Raw genomic sequence first — 15,666 nt, forward strand, 5'->3', positions numbered from 1 at the left:
AGGTGTTCTCGGTCACGGCTTGTCGGGCACCGACTAATTACGCAACAATGGCGTTGTGAAATACGGCGAACGGATGAGCGAGGCGCCCCAGGGCGAACTCGCGACCGGGGAGCGGTCAACCCGCAACCGGGTCGCGCGGTCCATCCTGGACCACGGTCCCTCCACCGTCGCCGACCTCGCACAGCGCCTCGGCCTCACCCAGGCGGCCGTCCGCCGCCACCTCGACACGCTCGTCGCCGACGACGTGGTCGCACCCCGGGAGCAGCGCGTGTACGGCGCGCGCACCCGGGGTCGGCCCGCCAAGGTCTTCGCGCTGACCGACTGCGGCCGGGACGCCTTCGACCAGTCCTACGACTCGCTCGCCGCGGACGCCATGCGCTGGATCGCGCAGGCCGCCGGCGGGGGCGCTCAGGGAGAGGCGGCGGTGGCCGCTTTCGCAAAGGCGCGACTGGAGGCGCAGGCGGAGACGTACCGGGAAGCGGTGGAGTCGGCCGCCCCCGAAAGCAGGGCCGAGGCCCTTGCCAAGGCGTTGACCGGAGACGGGTACGCTGCTACGGCGAAGAGCGCTCCCGGTCCGCACAGCGGTGAACAGCTCTGTCAGCACCACTGCCCGGTCGCACACGTCGCCGAGCAGTTCCCGCAGCTCTGCGAGGCGGAGACCGAGGTCTTCTCCCGTCTGCTCGGGACGCATGTGCAGCGCCTTGCCACGATCGCCCACGGCGACGGGGTGTGCACGACGTTCATTCCGCGCAGCGGAAGCGGCGTCGTCGCCACAGGCGCGACACAGACCGACACATCAGTATCTGCAAGCACGGCCGGGAGGAACCCCGCATGACCACGGAGATCGCTCACCCTGAGCTCGATGGCCTGGGCACCTACGAATACGGCTGGGCCGACTCCGACGCGGCCGGTTCGGCTGCCAAGCGGGGTCTGTCCGAAGAGGTCGTCCGCGACATCTCGGCTAAGAAGTCCGAGCCGGAGTGGATGCTGAACCTCCGCCTCAAGGGCCTCAAGCTGTTCGGCAAGAAGCCCATGCCCAACTGGGGTTCCGACCTCTCCGGCATCGACTTCGACAACATCAAGTACTTCGTGCGTTCCACCGAGAAGCAGGCCGCTTCGTGGGAGGAACTGCCGGAGGACATCAAGAACACGTACGACAAGCTCGGCATCCCGGAGGCGGAGAAGCAGCGCCTCGTCGCCGGTGTCGCGGCCCAGTACGAGTCCGAGGTCGTCTACCACCAGATCCGTGAGGACCTGGAGGAGCAGGGCGTCATCTTCCTCGACACGGACACCGCGCTCAAGGAGCACCCGGAGCTCTTCCAGGAGTACTTCGGCACGGTCATCCCGGTCGGCGACAACAAGTTCGCGTCGCTGAACACCGCCGTGTGGTCGGGCGGCTCGTTCATCTACGTGCCCAAGGGCGTGAAGGTCGACATCCCGCTCCAGGCCTACTTCCGCATCAACACGGAGAACATGGGCCAGTTCGAGCGGACGCTGATCATCGTCGACGAGGACGCCTACGTCCACTACGTCGAGGGCTGCACCGCCCCGATCTACTCCTCGGACTCGCTGCACAGCGCCGTGGTCGAGATCATCGTGAAGAAGGGCGGCCGCTGCCGCTACACGACGATCCAGAACTGGTCGAACAACGTCTACAACCTGGTCACCAAGCGCGCCGTGGCGTACGAGGGCGCGACCATGGAGTGGATCGACGGCAACATCGGTTCCAAGGTCACCATGAAGTACCCGGCCGTCTACCTGATGGGCGAGCACGCCAAGGGCGAGACCCTCTCCATCGCCTTCGCGGGCGAGGGCCAGCACCAGGACGCCGGCTCCAAGATGGTCCACATGGCGCCGAACACCTCTTCCAACATCGTCTCCAAGTCGGTGGCGCGAGGCGGTGGCCGCACCTCCTACCGAGGCCTCGTCGAGATCGGCGAAGGCGCCCACGGCTCCAAGTCCAACGTGCTGTGCGACGCGCTCCTGGTCGACACCATCTCCCGCTCGGACACCTACCCCTACGTGGACGTCCGCGAGGACGACGTGTCCATGGGCCACGAGGCGACGGTCTCCAAGGTCTCCGACGACCAGCTCTTCTACCTGATGAGCCGCGGTCTGACGGAGTTCGAGGCCATGGCGATGATCGTGCGCGGCTTCGTCGAGCCGATCGCCCGCGAACTGCCGATGGAATACGCGCTGGAGCTGAACCGGCTGATCGAGCTGCAGATGGAAGGTTCGGTCGGCTAGTCCCGGCCCGCCCGACGTCCCACAGCAGATTCACTAGGAAGAGAGCAACACGACAGCCATGGCTGAGGCTCAGAACATTCCGGCGGGCTCCACCACCGCCGGCGCGATCGCGGTGGCCGCCGAGTCCACCGTCGCCACCCGGATGAGCGCGCCCCCGTCCTTCGACGTGGCGGACTTCCCCGTCCCCCACGGCCGCGAAGAGGAGTGGCGCTTCACCCCGATGGCGCGCCTGCGTGGTCTGCACGACGGCACCGCGGTCGCCAACGGCACCATGAAGGCCCAGATCGACGCGCCCGAGGGCGTCACGGTCGAGTCGGTGGAGCGCGGCGACGCGCGCATCGGCAAGGCCGGCGTCCCGGTGGACCGGATCGCCGCCCAGGCGTTCTCGTCCTTCGCCAAGGCCACGGTCGTCACCGTGCCCAAGGAGACCGTCCTGACCGAGCCCGTGCGCGTCTCGCTGCACGGCGAGGGCGGCACGACCTTCGGCCACACCGTCTTCGACGTACAGGCCTTCGCCGAGGCCGTCGTCGTCATCGACCACACCGGTGACGGCGTGCGCGCCGCCAACGTCGACTTCCTCGTCGGCGACGGCGCCAAGCTCACCGTCGTGTCCGTGCAGGACTGGGACGACACCGCCGTCCACTGCTCCCAGCACAACGCGCTCGTCGGCCGGGACGCGACCTTCAAGTCGATCGTCGTCACCTTCGGCGGCGACCTCGTCCGCCTGCACCCGCGCGTGAACTACGCGGGCCCCGGCGGCGAGGCGGAGCTCCTCGGCCTGTACTTCACGGACGCCGGCCAGCACCAGGAGCACCGCCTCCTGGTCGACCACAAGGCCCCGCACTGCAAGTCGCACGTGGTCTACAAGGGTGCGCTGCAGGGCGACGGCGCCCACGCCGTCTGGATCGGTGACGTCCTCATCGAGAAGACCGCCGAGGGCACCGACACCTACGAGATGAACCGCAACCTCGTCCTCACGGACGGCGCGCGGGTCGACTCGGTGCCGAACCTGGAGATCGAGACCGGCGAGATCGTCGGCGCCGGCCACGCCTCCGCGACCGGCCGCTTCGACGACGAGCAGCTCTTCTACCTCCAGGCCCGCGGCATCCCGGCCGACGAGGCCCGGCGCCTGGTCGTGCGCGGCTTCTTCGCCGAGCTCGTCCAGCACATCGGTGTCGACGACATCGAGGAGCGCCTGCTCACCAAGATCGAGACCGAGCTCCAGGGTTCCGTCTGATGACTTACGTCAAGGCCTGTGCGCTGAGCGAGCTGGAGGAGAACACCCCCAAGCGGGTGGAACTCGACGGCACGCCGGTGTCCATCGTCTCCGCCGAGGGGGAGGTGTTCGCGATCAACGACATCTGCTCGCACGCGAACGTCTCGCTCTCGGAGGGCGAGGTCGAAGACTGCATGATCGAGTGCTGGCTGCACGGCTCGGCCTTCGACCTGCGCACCGGCAAGCCGTCCGGTCTGCCCGCGACGCGCCCCGTACCCGTATACCCCGTCAAGATCGAAGGGGACGACGTGCTCGTCTCCCTCACCCAGGAGTCCTGAGGTATCCATGGCAACGCTTGAAATCCACGACCTGCACGTCTCCGTCGAGGCCGAGAACGGCGCCCGCGAGATCCTCAAGGGCGTCGACCTCACCGTCAAGCAGGGTGAGACGCACGCCATCATGGGTCCGAACGGCTCCGGCAAGTCCACGCTGGCGTACTCGCTGGCGGGTCACCCGAAGTACACCATCACCGGTGGCACCGTGACCCTCGACGGCGAAGACGTCCTGGAGATGTCCGTCGACGAGCGCGCCCGCGCCGGCGTCTTCCTCGCCATGCAGTACCCGGTCGAGGTCCCCGGCGTCTCGGTCTCCAACTTCCTGCGTACGTCGGCCACCGCCATCCGCGGCGAGGCGCCGAAGCTGCGTACCTGGGTGAAGGAGGTCAAGTCCGCGATGGAGCAGCTCCAGATGGACCCGGCCTTCGCCGAGCGCAACGTCAACGAGGGCTTCTCCGGCGGCGAGAAGAAGCGCCACGAGATCCTCCAGCTGGAGCTCCTGAAGCCGAAGATCGCGATCCTCGACGAGACCGACTCCGGCCTCGACGTCGACGCGCTGCGCCAGGTCTCCGAGGGCGTCAACCGCGTCCGCGCGACCGGTGAGGTCGGCACCCTGCTGATCACGCACTACACGCGGATCCTCCGCTACATCAAGCCCGACTTCGTCCACGTCTTCTCCGAAGGCCGCATCGTCGAGTCCGGCGGCGCCGAGCTCGCCGACAAGCTGGAGGCGGAAGGCTACGAGGCGTACAGCACGAAGGGTGGCGCGACCGCGTGACACAGCTGCCTGGCCTCCTCGACATCGAGGCGATCCGCAAGGACTTCCCCCTGCTGGATCGTGTGGTCCACGACGGGAAGAAGATCGTTTACCTGGACAACGCGGCGACTTCGCAGAAGCCGCGCCAGGTGCTCGACGCGCTGAACGAGTACTACGAGCAGCACAACGCCAACGTCCACCGCGGCGTGCACGTGCTCGCCGAGGAGGCCACGGCGCTGTACGAGGGCGCCCGCGACAAGGTCGCCGCCTTCATCAACGCACCGAGCCGCGACGAGGTGATCTTCACCAAGAACGCCTCGGAGTCGCTCAACCTGGTCGCGAACATGCTCGGTTGGGCGGACGAGCCCTACCGGGTCGACAACGAGACCGAGATCGCCATCACGGAGATGGAGCACCACTCCAACATCGTGCCGTGGCAGCTACTCTCGCAGCGCACCGGCGCGAAGCTGAAGTGGTTCGGCCTCACCGATGACGGCCGGCTCGACCTGTCCAACATCGAAGAGGTCATCACGGAGAAGACGAAGATCGTCTCCTTCACGCTGGTCTCCAACATCATGGGCACGGTCAACCCGGTCGAGGCGATCGTCCGGCGCGCCCAGGACGTCGGCGCCCTCGTGCTGATCGACGCCTCCCAGGCCGCCCCGCACATGCCGCTGGACGTGCAGGCGCTCGGCGCCGACTTCGTGGCCTTCACCGGCCACAAGATGTGCGGCCCGACCGGCATCGGCGTCCTGTGGGGCCGCCAGGAGCTGCTCGAGGACCTGCCTCCGTTCCTCGGCGGCGGAGAGATGATCGAGACCGTGTCGATGCACGCCTCGACCTACGCCCCCGCGCCCTACAAGTTCGAGGCGGGTACGCCCCCGATCGCCCAGGCCGTCGGCCTCGGCGCGGCCGTGGACTACCTGACCGCGATCGGCATGGACAAGATCGCCGCGCACGAGCACGCGATCACCGAGTACGCGATCAAGCGGCTCGCCGAGGTGCCCGACCTGCGGATCATCGGCCCCACCACGGCCGAGGACCGCGGGGCCGCGATCTCCTTCGTACTCGGCGACATCCACCCGCACGACGTCGGCCAGGTACTGGACGAGCAGGGCATCGCGGTCCGCGTGGGTCACCACTGCGCCCGCCCGGTCTGCCTCCGGTACGGAATTCCGGCGACGACGCGAGCGTCTTTCTATCTGTACTCCTCTCCGGCCGAGGTCGACGCACTGATCGACGGGCTGGAGCACGTACGGAACTTCTTCGGATAAGACGAAGCGACGAGGGCGACGAGGGCCAGTGAAGCTGGAATCGATGTACCAGGAACTGATCCTGGACCACTACAAGCACCCGCGCGGGCGAGGCCTGCGCGACGGCGACGCCGAGGTGCACCACGTCAACCCGACGTGCGGTGACGAGATCACCCTGCGCGTGAAGTACGACGGCGAGACGCTCACGGACGTCTCCTACGAAGGCCAGGGCTGCTCCATCAGCCAGGCCGGCGCGTCGATACTGAACGAGCTGCTCGTCGGCAAGGAGCTGGGCGAGGCGCGGAAGATCCAGGAAGTCTTCCTGGAGCTGATGCAGTCCAAGGGCAAGATCGAGCCCGACGAGGCCATGGAGGAGGTGCTGGAGGACGCGGTCGCGTTCGCCGGCGTCTCCAAGTACCCGGCCCGGGTGAAGTGTGCTCTGCTGAGCTGGATGGCGTGGAAGGACGCGACCGCCCAGGCACTGGGCGACGCCGAGAGGAAGACGGCATGACCGAGAACGCGACGCCCGAAGCGGCGTCGATCAAGCCGGCCACCGAGGAAGAGGTCCGCGAGGCCCTCTACGACGTGGTCGACCCCGAGCTGGGCATCGACGTCGTCAACCTGGGCCTGATCTACGGCATCCACGTCGACGACGCGAACATCGCCACGCTGGACATGACGCTCACCTCGGCGGCCTGCCCGCTGACGGACGTCATCGAGGACCAGGCGAAGTCGGCGACGGAGGGCATCGTCAACGAACTGCGCATCAACTGGGTCTGGATGCCGCCGTGGGGCCCCGACAAGATCACGGACGACGGCCGCGAGCAGCTTCGCGCGCTCGGCTTCAACGTCTGATCCCCGTGTGACCCGAGCTTGACGGCCGACGGCCGGACGTACAGAGGACCCCCGGCACACATGTGCCGGGGGTCCTCTGCCGTCTGGGCCGAGGCCGAGACCGGGGTCCCGGCGACGATGTGTACTGTTGTACGCATGCCCTACGTACTGCTTGCCGCCGCCATCGCCGCCGAGGTCGCGGGGACCACCGCCATGAAGTACAGCGACGGCTTCACGAAACTGTGGCCCTCGCTGCTCACGGTCGTCGGCTACGTCATCGCCTTCTCGCTGCTCGCCCAGACGCTGAAGTCCATGTCGGTCGGCACGGCGTACGCGATATGGGCCGGTGTCGGCACGGCGGCGATCGCCGGGATCGGCATGGTCTTCATGGGGGAAGCCGCCACCGCCGCGAAGATAGGCGGGATCGCGCTGGTGATCGCCGGTGTGGTCGTGCTGAACCTCGGCGGGACGACGCACTGATGGCCCGCCGCTACGACCCCGACCGCAGGCAGCGCATCATCGACGCCGCGATCCGGGTGGTCGGCGCGCGCGGCATCGCGGGGCTGAGCCACCGGAGCGTGGCGGCGGAGGCGGACGTACCCCTCGGGTCCACGACGTACCACTTCGCCACCCTGGACGACCTCCTGGTCGCCGCGCTGCGGCAGGCGAACGAGGAGTTCGCCCCGACGCTGCCCCCCGGGGCGGACCTGGCCGGGGCGCTGGCGCGGCTGCTCGGCGAGCTGCTGTCCGGGGACCGTGCGCGGGCGGAGCTGGAGTACGAGCTCTACCTGGCCGCCCTGCGCCGTCCGGCGCTGCGTCCGGTGGCGGCCCAGTGGTACGAGACCGTCGCCGCGGCCCTGTCGGACCGGGTGGACCCGGCGACGGCGCGGGCGGTGGCGGCGGTGATGGACGGGCTCAGCCTCCAGGTGCTGCTGACCGGGGCGGACTACGACGAGGCGTACGCGAGGGAGATCCTGGGGCGGGTGCTGCGGGCCTGAGGGCGAGAGCCCGGGTGGCGTGCCCGCGGCACGGTCACCGTGCCGCCGCTCGGACCGTCGCGAGCGCGGACGCCACGCTCGCCTCGATGTCCCGGATCGGGTAGAGGACCTCGCGGACCGTCCGGTCCCGGTCCACGACCAGCGTCAGCCGCTTCAGCCGGCTGACGCCTCCCGCCCGGAACGTCGGCAGCCGCAGTGCCGCCACGAGCCCGAGCTCCGCGTCCGAGAGCAGCGGGAAGCGGAGCCCCTCGGCCTCGGCGAACTCCCGCTGCTCGTCCGGTCGTTGCGTCGAGATCCCGTGCACCGCCGCGCCCGCCGCCGTGAACTGGGCCAGCTGGTCCCGGTACGTACAGGACTCGAGGGTGCAGCCCCGGGCGCCGGGGATCGCGCCCCACCCCGGCGGGTAGGACCCGGCCCGGGCGTAGGCGCCCGGGAAGCAGTACAGGACGGTGAAGGGCGTGTCCGCCACCGGATCGCGGAGCTCGCCGAAACGGTCCGGCAGCAGCAGTTCGGGCACTTGGGTGCCCCGCAGCGCGTGGACCCGTACCGCTTCCCGTGAGGCCTCTCCGGCGGTCGCCGTCATCTCTCCCTCTCCCAGGACCCAGGTGTCTCCCCAGTCCTGGAGGGCCACCAGGACCGGCAGCAGGCCCCGCCCGCGCGGAGTCAGCCGGTATTCGTGCCGCACCGGACGTTCCTGGTACGGCTCCCGTGCGAGCACACCTGCCTCGACCAGCAGTCTCAGCCGCTCGGCCAGCACCTTGCGGGACATGCCGAGCTCGCGCTGGAACGCGTCGAAGCGGTGCACGCCGCGCGCGGCGTCGCGCACGATCAGCAGCGTCCACCAGTCGCCCACGACGTCGAGGGCCTGGGCGATCGAGCAGTCCGCCTGATCGAGGGGCGTGCGCTGGGCCATGGCACTCCTTTGTCCGTTGCCCCGAGGCTGCCATGCTGACATAGTGCGTTCCCAAAGGGAACTTACTCGGGGGGCGATCGTGCTGCAGGGGTTCAAGGACGTACCGAGACCGGTATGGCTGCTTTCGGCGGGCGTGTTCGTCAACGCCGTCGCCAGCTTCACCTTCGTCTTCGTCTTCGTGTACCTGACCGGCCCCCGCGGTCTCTCCGTCACCACGGCCGGGCTGATCACCGGCCTCGGCGGCGTCGGGATGATCGCCGGCAACTTCACCGGCGGCTGGTACGGAGACCGCTACGGCCACCGCCGCGTGCTGCTCACCGCGTCCGCCCTCGCCGGCGGCGTCCTCGTCCTCCTGCCGCCCCTGCCCACCGCCGCGCTCTACGCCGCCCTGCCGCTGGCCCAGTACGCCCTCGGGGTGATCCGCTCCGCCAACTCGGCCCTCGTCGCGGTCATCGTCCCCGCAGGGGCCCGCCGCCAGGCCTTCGCTGTCGTCCGCTGCGTCTCCAACGGCGGCTTCACCCTCGGACCGCCGCTCGGGGCGCTGGTCGCGACGCGCCTCTCCTACGACTGGCTCTTCGTCGCCGACGGTGTCGGAACCCTCTGCTTCGCCCTCTGGACCGCCCGCGTCGTCCCGGCGCGCGGCGCCCCCCGTACCCCCGCCGCGGCCCCGGACGGGGGTCTGGGCCGCGGCGTGTGGGGGGAGCTGCGGGCCAGGCCCGGCGTCCTCGTCCTGCTGGGCGCGATCCTCGTCGTCGACGTCGTCTACCGCCAGCAGTACTCGACCTTCCCGCTCTTCCTCGCCGACCAAGGCCTCGACACCGGCGTCTACGGGCTCGTCATCGCCCTCAACGGAGCCGTCATCCTCGTCCTGGAACTACCCGCCGCCGTCGCCCTGCGCGCCCGCCCGCCACTGGCCGTCGTCGGCTCCGGACTGCTGCTCGTCGGCGCCGGATACGGGGCGCTGCTGCTGGGGACGGGGATCGGGGCCGCCGCCGTGATGATGGTGCTGGTGAGCCTCGGCGAGATCCTCTACAAGACCACCGCCACCGCCTACGTCGCCGACCAGGCTCCCGCCCACGCCATCGGGACGTTCCAGAGCCTGTACGCGGGGGCCTCGGTCAGCGGCGTCGTACTCGGCGCGCCGCTCGGCGGAGCGCTGTACTCCGCCGCGCCCGGCCTGCTGTGGCCGCTGTGCGCGGCGCTGGCGGCGGGGGCGGGCGGGGCGGTGCTGTGGATGTCGGCGCGGGAAGCGCGCCCGGCACCTGAGACCGGTTCGCGACGGCGGGCCGTCGCCGGTTAGGTTTCGGGCATGACTGCTACGCGTACCACCGGCGCCGTCGCCGCCGGACTTGCCACCATCACCGCCGACGGCACCGTCCTCGACACCTGGTTCCCCGCCCCCCAGCTCGTCGCCGAGCCCGGCCCGGCCGGCACCGAGCGCCTCACCGCCGAACAGGCCGTGGAGCTGCTGGGCGCCACCGCGCCGAAGGCGATCCGCCAGGACGCGGTGCGCGGCGTCGAGGTCGTAGCCGTCCGCACCGTGATCGCCTCCCTGGAGGACAAGCCGCTGGACGCGCACGACGCGTACCTGCGCCTGCACCTGCTCAGCCACCGCCTGGTCAAGCCGCACGGCCAGAACCTGGACGGCGTCTTCGGCCTGCTGGCCAACGTCGCCTGGACCTCCCTGGGCCCCGTCGCCGTCGACCAGGTCGAGACGGTCCGCCTCAACGCCCGCGCCGAGGGCCTGCACCTGCAGGTCACCTCGATCGACAAGTTCCCCCGGATGACGGACTACGTCGCCCCCAAGGGCGTGCGCATCGCCGACGCGGACCGTGTCCGCCTGGGCGCGCACCTCGCCGAGGGCACCACCGTGATGCACGAGGGCTTCGTCAACTTCAACGCCGGCACGCTGGGCACCTCCATGGTCGAGGGCCGCATCTCGGCGGGCGTCGTGGTCGGCGACGGCTCCGACATCGGCGGCGGCGCGTCCACGATGGGCACCCTGTCGGGCGGCGGCAAGCAGATCATCTCGATCGGCGAGCGCACCCTCATCGGCGCCGAGGCGGGCGTGGGCATCGCGCTGGGCGACGAGTGCGTCGTCGAGGCCGGCCTCTACGTGACCGCGGGCACCCGCGTCACGCTGCCGGACGGCCAGATCGTCAAGGCCCTGGAGCTCTCGGGCGCCAGCAACATCCTCTTCCGCCGCAACTCGGTCACCGGCGCCGTCGAGGCCCGCCCGTACAAGGCGGCCTGGGGCGGCCTGAACGAGGTCCTCCACAGCCACAACTGACCCTCCCGGGACCGGTCTTACCGGGACGGAGCACGAGAGCGCCCTCCCACCCCGACGGGGGTGGGAGGGCGCTCTCGTGCTCCGCCCCGGTCCGCGGCTCCGGCGCGGGAACGTCCTCCCCACCCGAGCGGGGGAGGGTGTTCGCCTGCGCCGCGGGGCCGCGGGGCCGCGGGGCCGCGGGGCCGTTCGGGGTCCGGTCAGTGCAGGGGGATCGTGCGGACGAGGCCGGCGAAGGCCTCCTGTTCCGCCTCGGTCAGCTCGACCGATTCCAGCGGGTGGTCGGCCGGGCCGCGCTGGGCCGGGATCACCGCGAGGCCTTCGAAGGCGGCCGGCTCCGGGTGGTGGAAAAGCCTGCCCCACAGCATGTGGCCGAGGCCGATGACCCAGACGAGAGCGGCCACGAGCAGGACGGCGAGGCCGATTTCCTGGGCGAGGGAAATGGAGGGGAACACGCGGTCCTCCCGAGGAGTGGGGTGCATGATCGGGGCGTGGGGACACTCAACACCAGAACCACCCGAATGGGTAGGGATGTGCTGAGCGTCACGCCAGGGTCGAAGGTCCCCATTTCGCCCGATAGGCGTACCGGACGGGGGTCGTACCGTCACCCGGCCCGGCGGGCCGTACCGGAGACCGCGCCGGTGCCGTACCGGGTGCGCGGGCGGGCAGGCCTACCCCAGCCGCAGCTTGAACCCCTCGTGGCTCCGGACGTAGCCGAGCCGCTCGTAGAAGCGGTGCGCGTCGCGCCGCAGCTTGTTGCTGGTCAGCTGCACCAGTCCGCAGCCGCGCTCACGGGCCCGCTCCGCCGCCAGCTCCATCAGGCGGGCACCGAGCCCCCCGCCGCGCCGGTCCGCACGGATCCGTACCGCCTCCACGAGCGCCCGCTCCCGCCCGCCCCGGCCGAGGCCCGGGATGTACGTCAGCTGCAGGCAGCCCAGGACGGCCCCGTCCTCCACGAGGACCAGTACCTCGTTGCGGGCATCGGCCTCGATCGCGGCGAAGGCCCGCTCGTGGGCCTCGGTGACCCCGGTAACCTCAGGGCCCCCCGGGACCGCGGCCGCGTCGTCGTCCTGGGCGAGGAGGGCGAGCACGGCGGGCAGGTCGTGGCGCGTCGCGGTACGGAAGATCATGCCGGGATTGTGCCAAAGGGGCCGGGCGGCGGTGCGGCCCGGCCCCTCGGCGCCGCCGCTACGGGCGGAAGCGGACGACCTGCGGGTCGTGGTCGCTGTTCTGCGCGGAGAACTCCGCGTTGATGTGCACGCTGTCGTAGCTGAACTGCTTGATGCCCGGGCTCGTCAGGATCTGGTCGAGGACCTGCGCGTTGCCCTGGTAGACGTACGAGTAGCGCTCGGCCTTCGGCAGCGACTTGATCGCCGAGTACAGCGCCCCGCCGTCCTCCAGCGCCTTCGTCGTGTCCGAGAACTCGAAGTCGTTGATGTCGCCGACGACGAGGACCGCGGCCTTCTTCTCCACCGCCAGGATGTCCTTCACGAAGCCGTTCACCGCCTGTGCCTGCAGCAGCCGCTTGGCCTCGGAGGAGCGCACCGGAGGCTGGTGCGAGGAGGCCAGCCCCTCGTCGCCGCCCTTCGAACCGAAGTGGTTGGCGATCACGAAGACCGTCTTGCCGCGGAAGACGAACTCGCCGGCCAGCGGCTTGCGGCTGTCCACCCACGCCGGGTTCGCCGGGTCGATGCGGCCGGGGGAGTGGGTCAGGGCGGCCTTGCCCTTCTCCTTCACCACGCCGGTCGCCGTCACGGCGTCGCCCGGGGCGCGCTCCGTGAAGGAGACCCGCGCCGGGTTGAAGAGGAACACCTGGCGGATGTTGCCGCCGGGCTCGCCGCCGTCCTTCTTGTCCTCCGGGTCGACGGTCCGCCACTGGTACGCGGGACCGCCCGCGGCCGCGATGGCCGCCGCGAACTTCGTCAGCGTCTGCTCGGCCGAGACGGTGCCGTCGTTCTTGGCGCCGTTGTCGTCCTGGATCTCCTCCAGGGCGAGGATGTCGGGCGAGGCGAGGTTCTCGACGACGGCCTTCGCCAGGTTGTCGAACTTCTCCTGCGGGTCGCTCGGGTCGAGGTTCTCGACGTTGTACGTCGCCACCGCGAGCTCGTGCGAGGCCTGCGTCTTGGTCTTCTCGGGGGCGAGGGTGCCCGCCGTCACCGTGCCGAGGGTCCGGGCCACCAGGGTGTAGCCGCCGAACTGGTTGAAGTCCAGCGGGCCTTCGGTGGTGCCCACCAGCTTGTCGCCGACGTTGGCCACGGGGAACGGCTGCTGCGCGAGCGGCGCGAGCTGCTGGATCTGCAGGCGGCCGGTGTTCTGGGACTCGTACGAGCCGTAGATCGTGCCGCCGCGCTTGGCGTTGTTCTCCCAGCCCTTGACCGTGACCCACAGCTCCGCATACGGGTCGGTGGCGCCGACCACGCGCGAGGTGCCGATCTTGACGTTCATGCCCTCGAGGGACTCGTAGTAGTCCAGGGCGTAGCGCGAGGGCTCCAGGGTCAGGCCGTTGATGCTGCCGGCGGCGGCCGGGTCGCCGGCCGGGGCGTACGCGCAGGGGACGGAGTACTCGTCGACGGCGGTGGCCACGGGCAGGGCGTTGCCCGAGGAGACCACGGTCACGACCGGCTTGGCGATCTGGGTGACCGACTGGTTCCCGGAGTTCAGCCCGCCGGGTATGTACTCGCCGACCGTGCCGGAGACCTTGACGGCGTCGCCGACGGCGACGGTCGGGACCGAGCTGGTGAAGACGAACACGCCCTCGCTGGTGGCGTCGTTGTCGTCGGCGTCCGGGTCCTGGATCCAGAAGCCGCGCGAGCCGTAGGCGCGGACGCCCGTGACGACGCCCTCGACATCGGTCACCTGCTTGCCGACGAGCGGGGAGGTCCGGGTGGTGCCCTGGATGTCGTGGACGCGTATCGGATCGGCGGACACGGCGCCTTCGGCCGCGTCGGCGGTACCCGCGAGCAGGCCGGTGGCCAGCGCGGTGGCGACGAGGGCCGCGACGGCGGCGGAACGGGGATGCGAGGAGCGCATGGGCAGGAACTCCGGTGTGTGGAGGAGGAGCAGATGTCTACGCGCGTCAATTTCCTTCGTGCCCGGCAAAGTTGTCAAGCCCTACAGGGAAGACGGAGTCAGGCTGTGGGATGAACCAAGGGTGATGGCAGGCCGGACGCACCCCCCGTACGTCTACGCTGGTGCGCCGTGGGACCGGCCCGCCCCGGGCTGCGGACCCCGCCCGAGCGACCCGAATGACCCGAATGACCCGCGAGGAGAACCGCCCCATGTCCGCAGGCTCGCACCCCTCACTGCCGCCGGTACTGCTGCCCTCCGACGCGGAACTGGCCCGCGACGCCCTCGCCGCCCCGCTGTTCGGCCGCGCCGTGCGCCTCGCCCGCTGGGCCGGACCGGACACCCGCGTCGACATCGGCGGCGAACTCGTCGCCGCGCAGCTCCCCGAGGCCGTCGCCCGGCTCGGCCTCGACCCCGCCGACGAGGACTCCGCCGTGTACGCGGGCCAGGCCTGGCGCGTGGCCGTCGACACCGGCCTCGTCGACGTCACCGAACCGGAGGAGGAGCCCGGGGACGGGGCCGAGGCGCAGGACGCGACCGGATGCGGTGAACAGGAGCTCTCCGGAGGGGAGTTCGGAACCGCCGAACCCGGCGAGGACCTGGCACTGGTGACCGCGGGAACCCCCGGCGACGTCCTCGACCTGTGGCTGGCCGCCCTGGACACCGTGCTCGCCGACGCGGCGGTGCCCGCCCTGGACGACCTCGTGGACGCCCTCGACGCGGGCGGCGAGATCGACTTCGAGCAGCTCGACTGGAACCCGCGCCGCGAGGCCGACTTCCTCGACGGTGTCCTCGCCAACCTCTACCTGCTCGCCGTCGCCGAGGGCGCCGCCGCCGACGAGCCCGTTCCGCTGCCCGTCCTCGCCGCCTCCATGGTGGTGCCCGACGACATGGGCGATCCCACCGACGCCGTGCTGGAACAGGTCTCGGACGCGATGATGCGCCTCGACGACCAGTTCCGGCAGCTGGAGCCGATCGGGCTGGTCGAGTACCGCCCCGTCGACGAGGAGCTGATGGCGGAGGCCGACGACGAGGCGCTCGCCGCGGGACCGGTGGCCGACGACGAGGACGTCTCCCGCTACGGGATGGTCCGCCTGACCCCGCTCGGCCTGTACGGGATCCGGGCGCGCATGCTGGAAGCCGGCGTGGAGGCCCCGGCCGTCGGAGACCTCGCCGACAAGGGCGCCGACGTCCTGCTCGACGCGGTCTCCTCCTACCCCGAGGGCGCCGCCCAGGCCGAGATCGAGCACTGGCTGGCCGACCGCCCCGTGGCCGGAGCCGTCGAGGAACTGCTCGCCGCGGCCCGGGGCGCCGACCCGGGCGCCCCGCTGCGCCGGCTGCGCTGCCAGCAGGCCCTCGCACAGGCCGGCGCCCGCGCCGGAGAGGAGGGCGCGGCCCAGGCAGAGCAGGCCGTGCGCGCGGTGCTGGACGACCCGGAGCTCGGCGGCCTCGCGCGGGTCTGGCTGGCCGAGAGCGGGGTGGCCGACGTACCGGCCCCGGACGGGGCGATGGTGTTCTGGCTGACGGTCGACACGATCGCCGCGCAGCTCGCGGCGGACGGGGAGGACGACACGCGGGAACTGCCGCTGCTGATCGAGTCGCTCACCGCCCATCACGCCGGGTTCTTCGAACAGGCCTGGCGGGTGGAGCACCCGGCGACGGCTTACGTGCTGGAGGCGATGGGACGGCTGCACCCCGACAAGAAGGCGGCGAAGGAGGCCCGCAAGGCCGCCTTCAAGGCGCGTTCCCGCACGCCGTGA

Annotated in this window: 17 protein-coding genes; 13 read left to right on the forward strand and 4 right to left on the reverse strand. The window is 70.7% G+C overall.

Annotated elements, in window-relative coordinates:
• Positions 1-55: 55 nt before the first annotated feature.
• The 10 genes from ACFWBY_RS24520 (at position 56) to ACFWBY_RS24565 (ending at position 7,640) form a co-directional block, all read left to right on the forward strand.
• The gene (locus tag ACFWBY_RS24520) at positions 56-835 is read left to right on the forward strand and encodes a helix-turn-helix transcriptional regulator (protein ID WP_385341448.1); all 780 of its coding nucleotides are present in this window, start codon (positions 56-58) and stop codon (positions 833-835) included.
• On the forward strand, positions 832-2,247 hold the full coding sequence (sufB, locus tag ACFWBY_RS24525; RefSeq protein WP_385341450.1) for a Fe-S cluster assembly protein SufB: 1,416 nt from the start codon (positions 832-834) through the stop codon (positions 2,245-2,247). Before ACFWBY_RS24520 ends, sufB begins: the two co-directional genes overlap by 4 nt.
• Before the next feature lie 58 nt (positions 2,248-2,305).
• A complete protein-coding gene (gene sufD / locus ACFWBY_RS24530) occupies positions 2,306-3,484 on the forward strand; it encodes a Fe-S cluster assembly protein SufD (RefSeq protein WP_385341452.1) in 1,179 nt (392 codons plus the stop codon).
• Positions 3,484-3,801 (forward strand): bifunctional 3-phenylpropionate/cinnamic acid dioxygenase ferredoxin subunit, encoded by a 318-nt coding sequence (locus ACFWBY_RS24535; protein ID WP_214952732.1) that lies wholly within the window; start codon positions 3,484-3,486, stop codon positions 3,799-3,801. The genes sufD and ACFWBY_RS24535 overlap by 1 nt, the downstream gene beginning before the upstream one ends.
• 7 nt (positions 3,802-3,808) lie before the next feature.
• A complete protein-coding gene (sufC, locus tag ACFWBY_RS24540; RefSeq protein WP_266630406.1) occupies positions 3,809-4,576 on the forward strand; it encodes a Fe-S cluster assembly ATPase SufC in 768 nt (255 codons plus the stop codon).
• Complete coding sequence (locus tag ACFWBY_RS24545; RefSeq protein WP_385341454.1) at positions 4,573-5,829, forward strand: cysteine desulfurase; 1,257 nt, start codon at positions 4,573-4,575, stop codon at positions 5,827-5,829. The genes sufC and ACFWBY_RS24545 overlap by 4 nt, the downstream gene beginning before the upstream one ends.
• A gap of 28 nt (positions 5,830-5,857) precedes the next feature.
• Complete coding sequence (gene sufU / locus ACFWBY_RS24550) at positions 5,858-6,319, forward strand: Fe-S cluster assembly sulfur transfer protein SufU (RefSeq protein WP_214952728.1); 462 nt, start codon at positions 5,858-5,860, stop codon at positions 6,317-6,319.
• Entirely contained in the window at positions 6,316-6,663 is a 348-nt protein-coding gene (locus ACFWBY_RS24555; protein ID WP_214952726.1) for a metal-sulfur cluster assembly factor, read from the forward strand. Before sufU ends, ACFWBY_RS24555 begins: the two co-directional genes overlap by 4 nt.
• Positions 6,664-6,798: 135 nt before the next feature.
• Positions 6,799-7,122: a DMT family transporter gene (locus ACFWBY_RS24560; RefSeq protein WP_385341457.1), complete on the forward strand. Its 324-nt coding sequence runs from the start codon at positions 6,799-6,801 to the stop codon at positions 7,120-7,122.
• Positions 7,122-7,640, forward strand: a complete 519-nt coding sequence (locus ACFWBY_RS24565) for a TetR/AcrR family transcriptional regulator (RefSeq protein WP_385341459.1) — start codon at positions 7,122-7,124, stop codon at positions 7,638-7,640. The genes ACFWBY_RS24560 and ACFWBY_RS24565 overlap by 1 nt, the downstream gene beginning before the upstream one ends.
• A gap of 34 nt (positions 7,641-7,674) precedes the next feature.
• On the opposite strand, the gene ACFWBY_RS24570 is transcribed toward ACFWBY_RS24565, so the two are convergent.
• Positions 7,675-8,553, reverse strand: a complete 879-nt coding sequence (locus tag ACFWBY_RS24570) for a winged helix-turn-helix transcriptional regulator (protein ID WP_385341460.1) — start codon at positions 8,551-8,553, stop codon at positions 7,675-7,677.
• A gap of 82 nt (positions 8,554-8,635) precedes the next feature.
• Here ACFWBY_RS24570 and ACFWBY_RS24575 point away from each other — a divergent pair, with 82 nt between their 5' ends.
• Entirely contained in the window at positions 8,636-9,853 is a 1,218-nt protein-coding gene (locus tag ACFWBY_RS24575; protein WP_385341466.1) for an MFS transporter, read from the forward strand.
• Positions 9,854-9,862: 9 nt separating this feature from the next.
• Positions 9,863-10,843, forward strand: a complete 981-nt coding sequence (gene dapD / locus ACFWBY_RS24580; RefSeq protein ID WP_385341462.1) for a 2,3,4,5-tetrahydropyridine-2,6-dicarboxylate N-succinyltransferase — start codon at positions 9,863-9,865, stop codon at positions 10,841-10,843.
• A gap of 197 nt (positions 10,844-11,040) precedes the next feature.
• Here the strand turns inward: dapD and ACFWBY_RS24585 are convergent, their stop codons facing one another.
• From ACFWBY_RS24585 to ACFWBY_RS24595, 3 genes are all read right to left on the reverse strand, one after another.
• Positions 11,041-11,295 (reverse strand): hypothetical protein, encoded by a 255-nt coding sequence (locus ACFWBY_RS24585; RefSeq protein WP_385344980.1) that lies wholly within the window; start codon positions 11,293-11,295, stop codon positions 11,041-11,043.
• A 216-nt stretch (positions 11,296-11,511) separates the two neighbouring features.
• A complete protein-coding gene (locus ACFWBY_RS24590; RefSeq protein ID WP_385344983.1) occupies positions 11,512-11,970 on the reverse strand; it encodes a GNAT family N-acetyltransferase in 459 nt (152 codons plus the stop codon).
• A 58-nt stretch (positions 11,971-12,028) separates the two neighbouring features.
• Positions 12,029-13,870 carry an endonuclease/exonuclease/phosphatase family protein gene (locus ACFWBY_RS24595; protein WP_385344985.1) on the reverse strand — a complete coding sequence of 614 codons (1,842 nt, stop codon included), beginning with the start codon at positions 13,868-13,870 and terminating at the stop codon, positions 12,029-12,031.
• A 248-nt stretch (positions 13,871-14,118) separates the two neighbouring features.
• Between ACFWBY_RS24595 and ACFWBY_RS24600 the strand changes: the two genes are divergently transcribed.
• A complete protein-coding gene (locus tag ACFWBY_RS24600) occupies positions 14,119-15,666 on the forward strand; it encodes a hypothetical protein (RefSeq protein ID WP_385344987.1) in 1,548 nt (515 codons plus the stop codon).

The organism is Streptomyces sp. NPDC060049, assembly GCF_042736715.1.
Classification (GTDB): domain Bacteria; phylum Actinomycetota; class Actinomycetes; order Streptomycetales; family Streptomycetaceae; genus Streptomyces.

Excerpts from the sequence above, each read along its gene's own strand:
- sufB (WP_385341450.1), top strand. The coding sequence starts at position 832 with ATGACCACGGAGATCGCTCACCCTGAGCTCGATGGCCTGGGCACCTAC.
- sufD (WP_385341452.1), top strand. The coding sequence starts at position 2,306 with ATGGCTGAGGCTCAGAACATTCCGGCGGGCTCCACCACCGCCGGCGCG.
- ACFWBY_RS24535 (WP_214952732.1), top strand. The coding sequence starts at position 3,484 with ATGACTTACGTCAAGGCCTGTGCGCTGAGCGAGCTGGAGGAGAACACC.
- sufC (WP_266630406.1), top strand. The coding sequence starts at position 3,809 with ATGGCAACGCTTGAAATCCACGACCTGCACGTCTCCGTCGAGGCCGAG.
- ACFWBY_RS24555 (WP_214952726.1), top strand. The coding sequence starts at position 6,316 with ATGACCGAGAACGCGACGCCCGAAGCGGCGTCGATCAAGCCGGCCACC.
- ACFWBY_RS24560 (WP_385341457.1), top strand. The coding sequence starts at position 6,799 with ATGCCCTACGTACTGCTTGCCGCCGCCATCGCCGCCGAGGTCGCGGGG.
- ACFWBY_RS24565 (WP_385341459.1), top strand. The coding sequence starts at position 7,122 with ATGGCCCGCCGCTACGACCCCGACCGCAGGCAGCGCATCATCGACGCC.
- ACFWBY_RS24570 (WP_385341460.1), bottom strand. The coding sequence starts at position 8,553 with ATGGCCCAGCGCACGCCCCTCGATCAGGCGGACTGCTCGATCGCCCAG.
- dapD (WP_385341462.1), top strand. The coding sequence starts at position 9,863 with ATGACTGCTACGCGTACCACCGGCGCCGTCGCCGCCGGACTTGCCACC.
- ACFWBY_RS24590 (WP_385344983.1), bottom strand. The coding sequence starts at position 11,970 with ATGATCTTCCGTACCGCGACGCGCCACGACCTGCCCGCCGTGCTCGCC.
- ACFWBY_RS24595 (WP_385344985.1), bottom strand. The coding sequence starts at position 13,870 with ATGCGCTCCTCGCATCCCCGTTCCGCCGCCGTCGCGGCCCTCGTCGCC.
- ACFWBY_RS24600 (WP_385344987.1), top strand. The coding sequence starts at position 14,119 with ATGTCCGCAGGCTCGCACCCCTCACTGCCGCCGGTACTGCTGCCCTCC.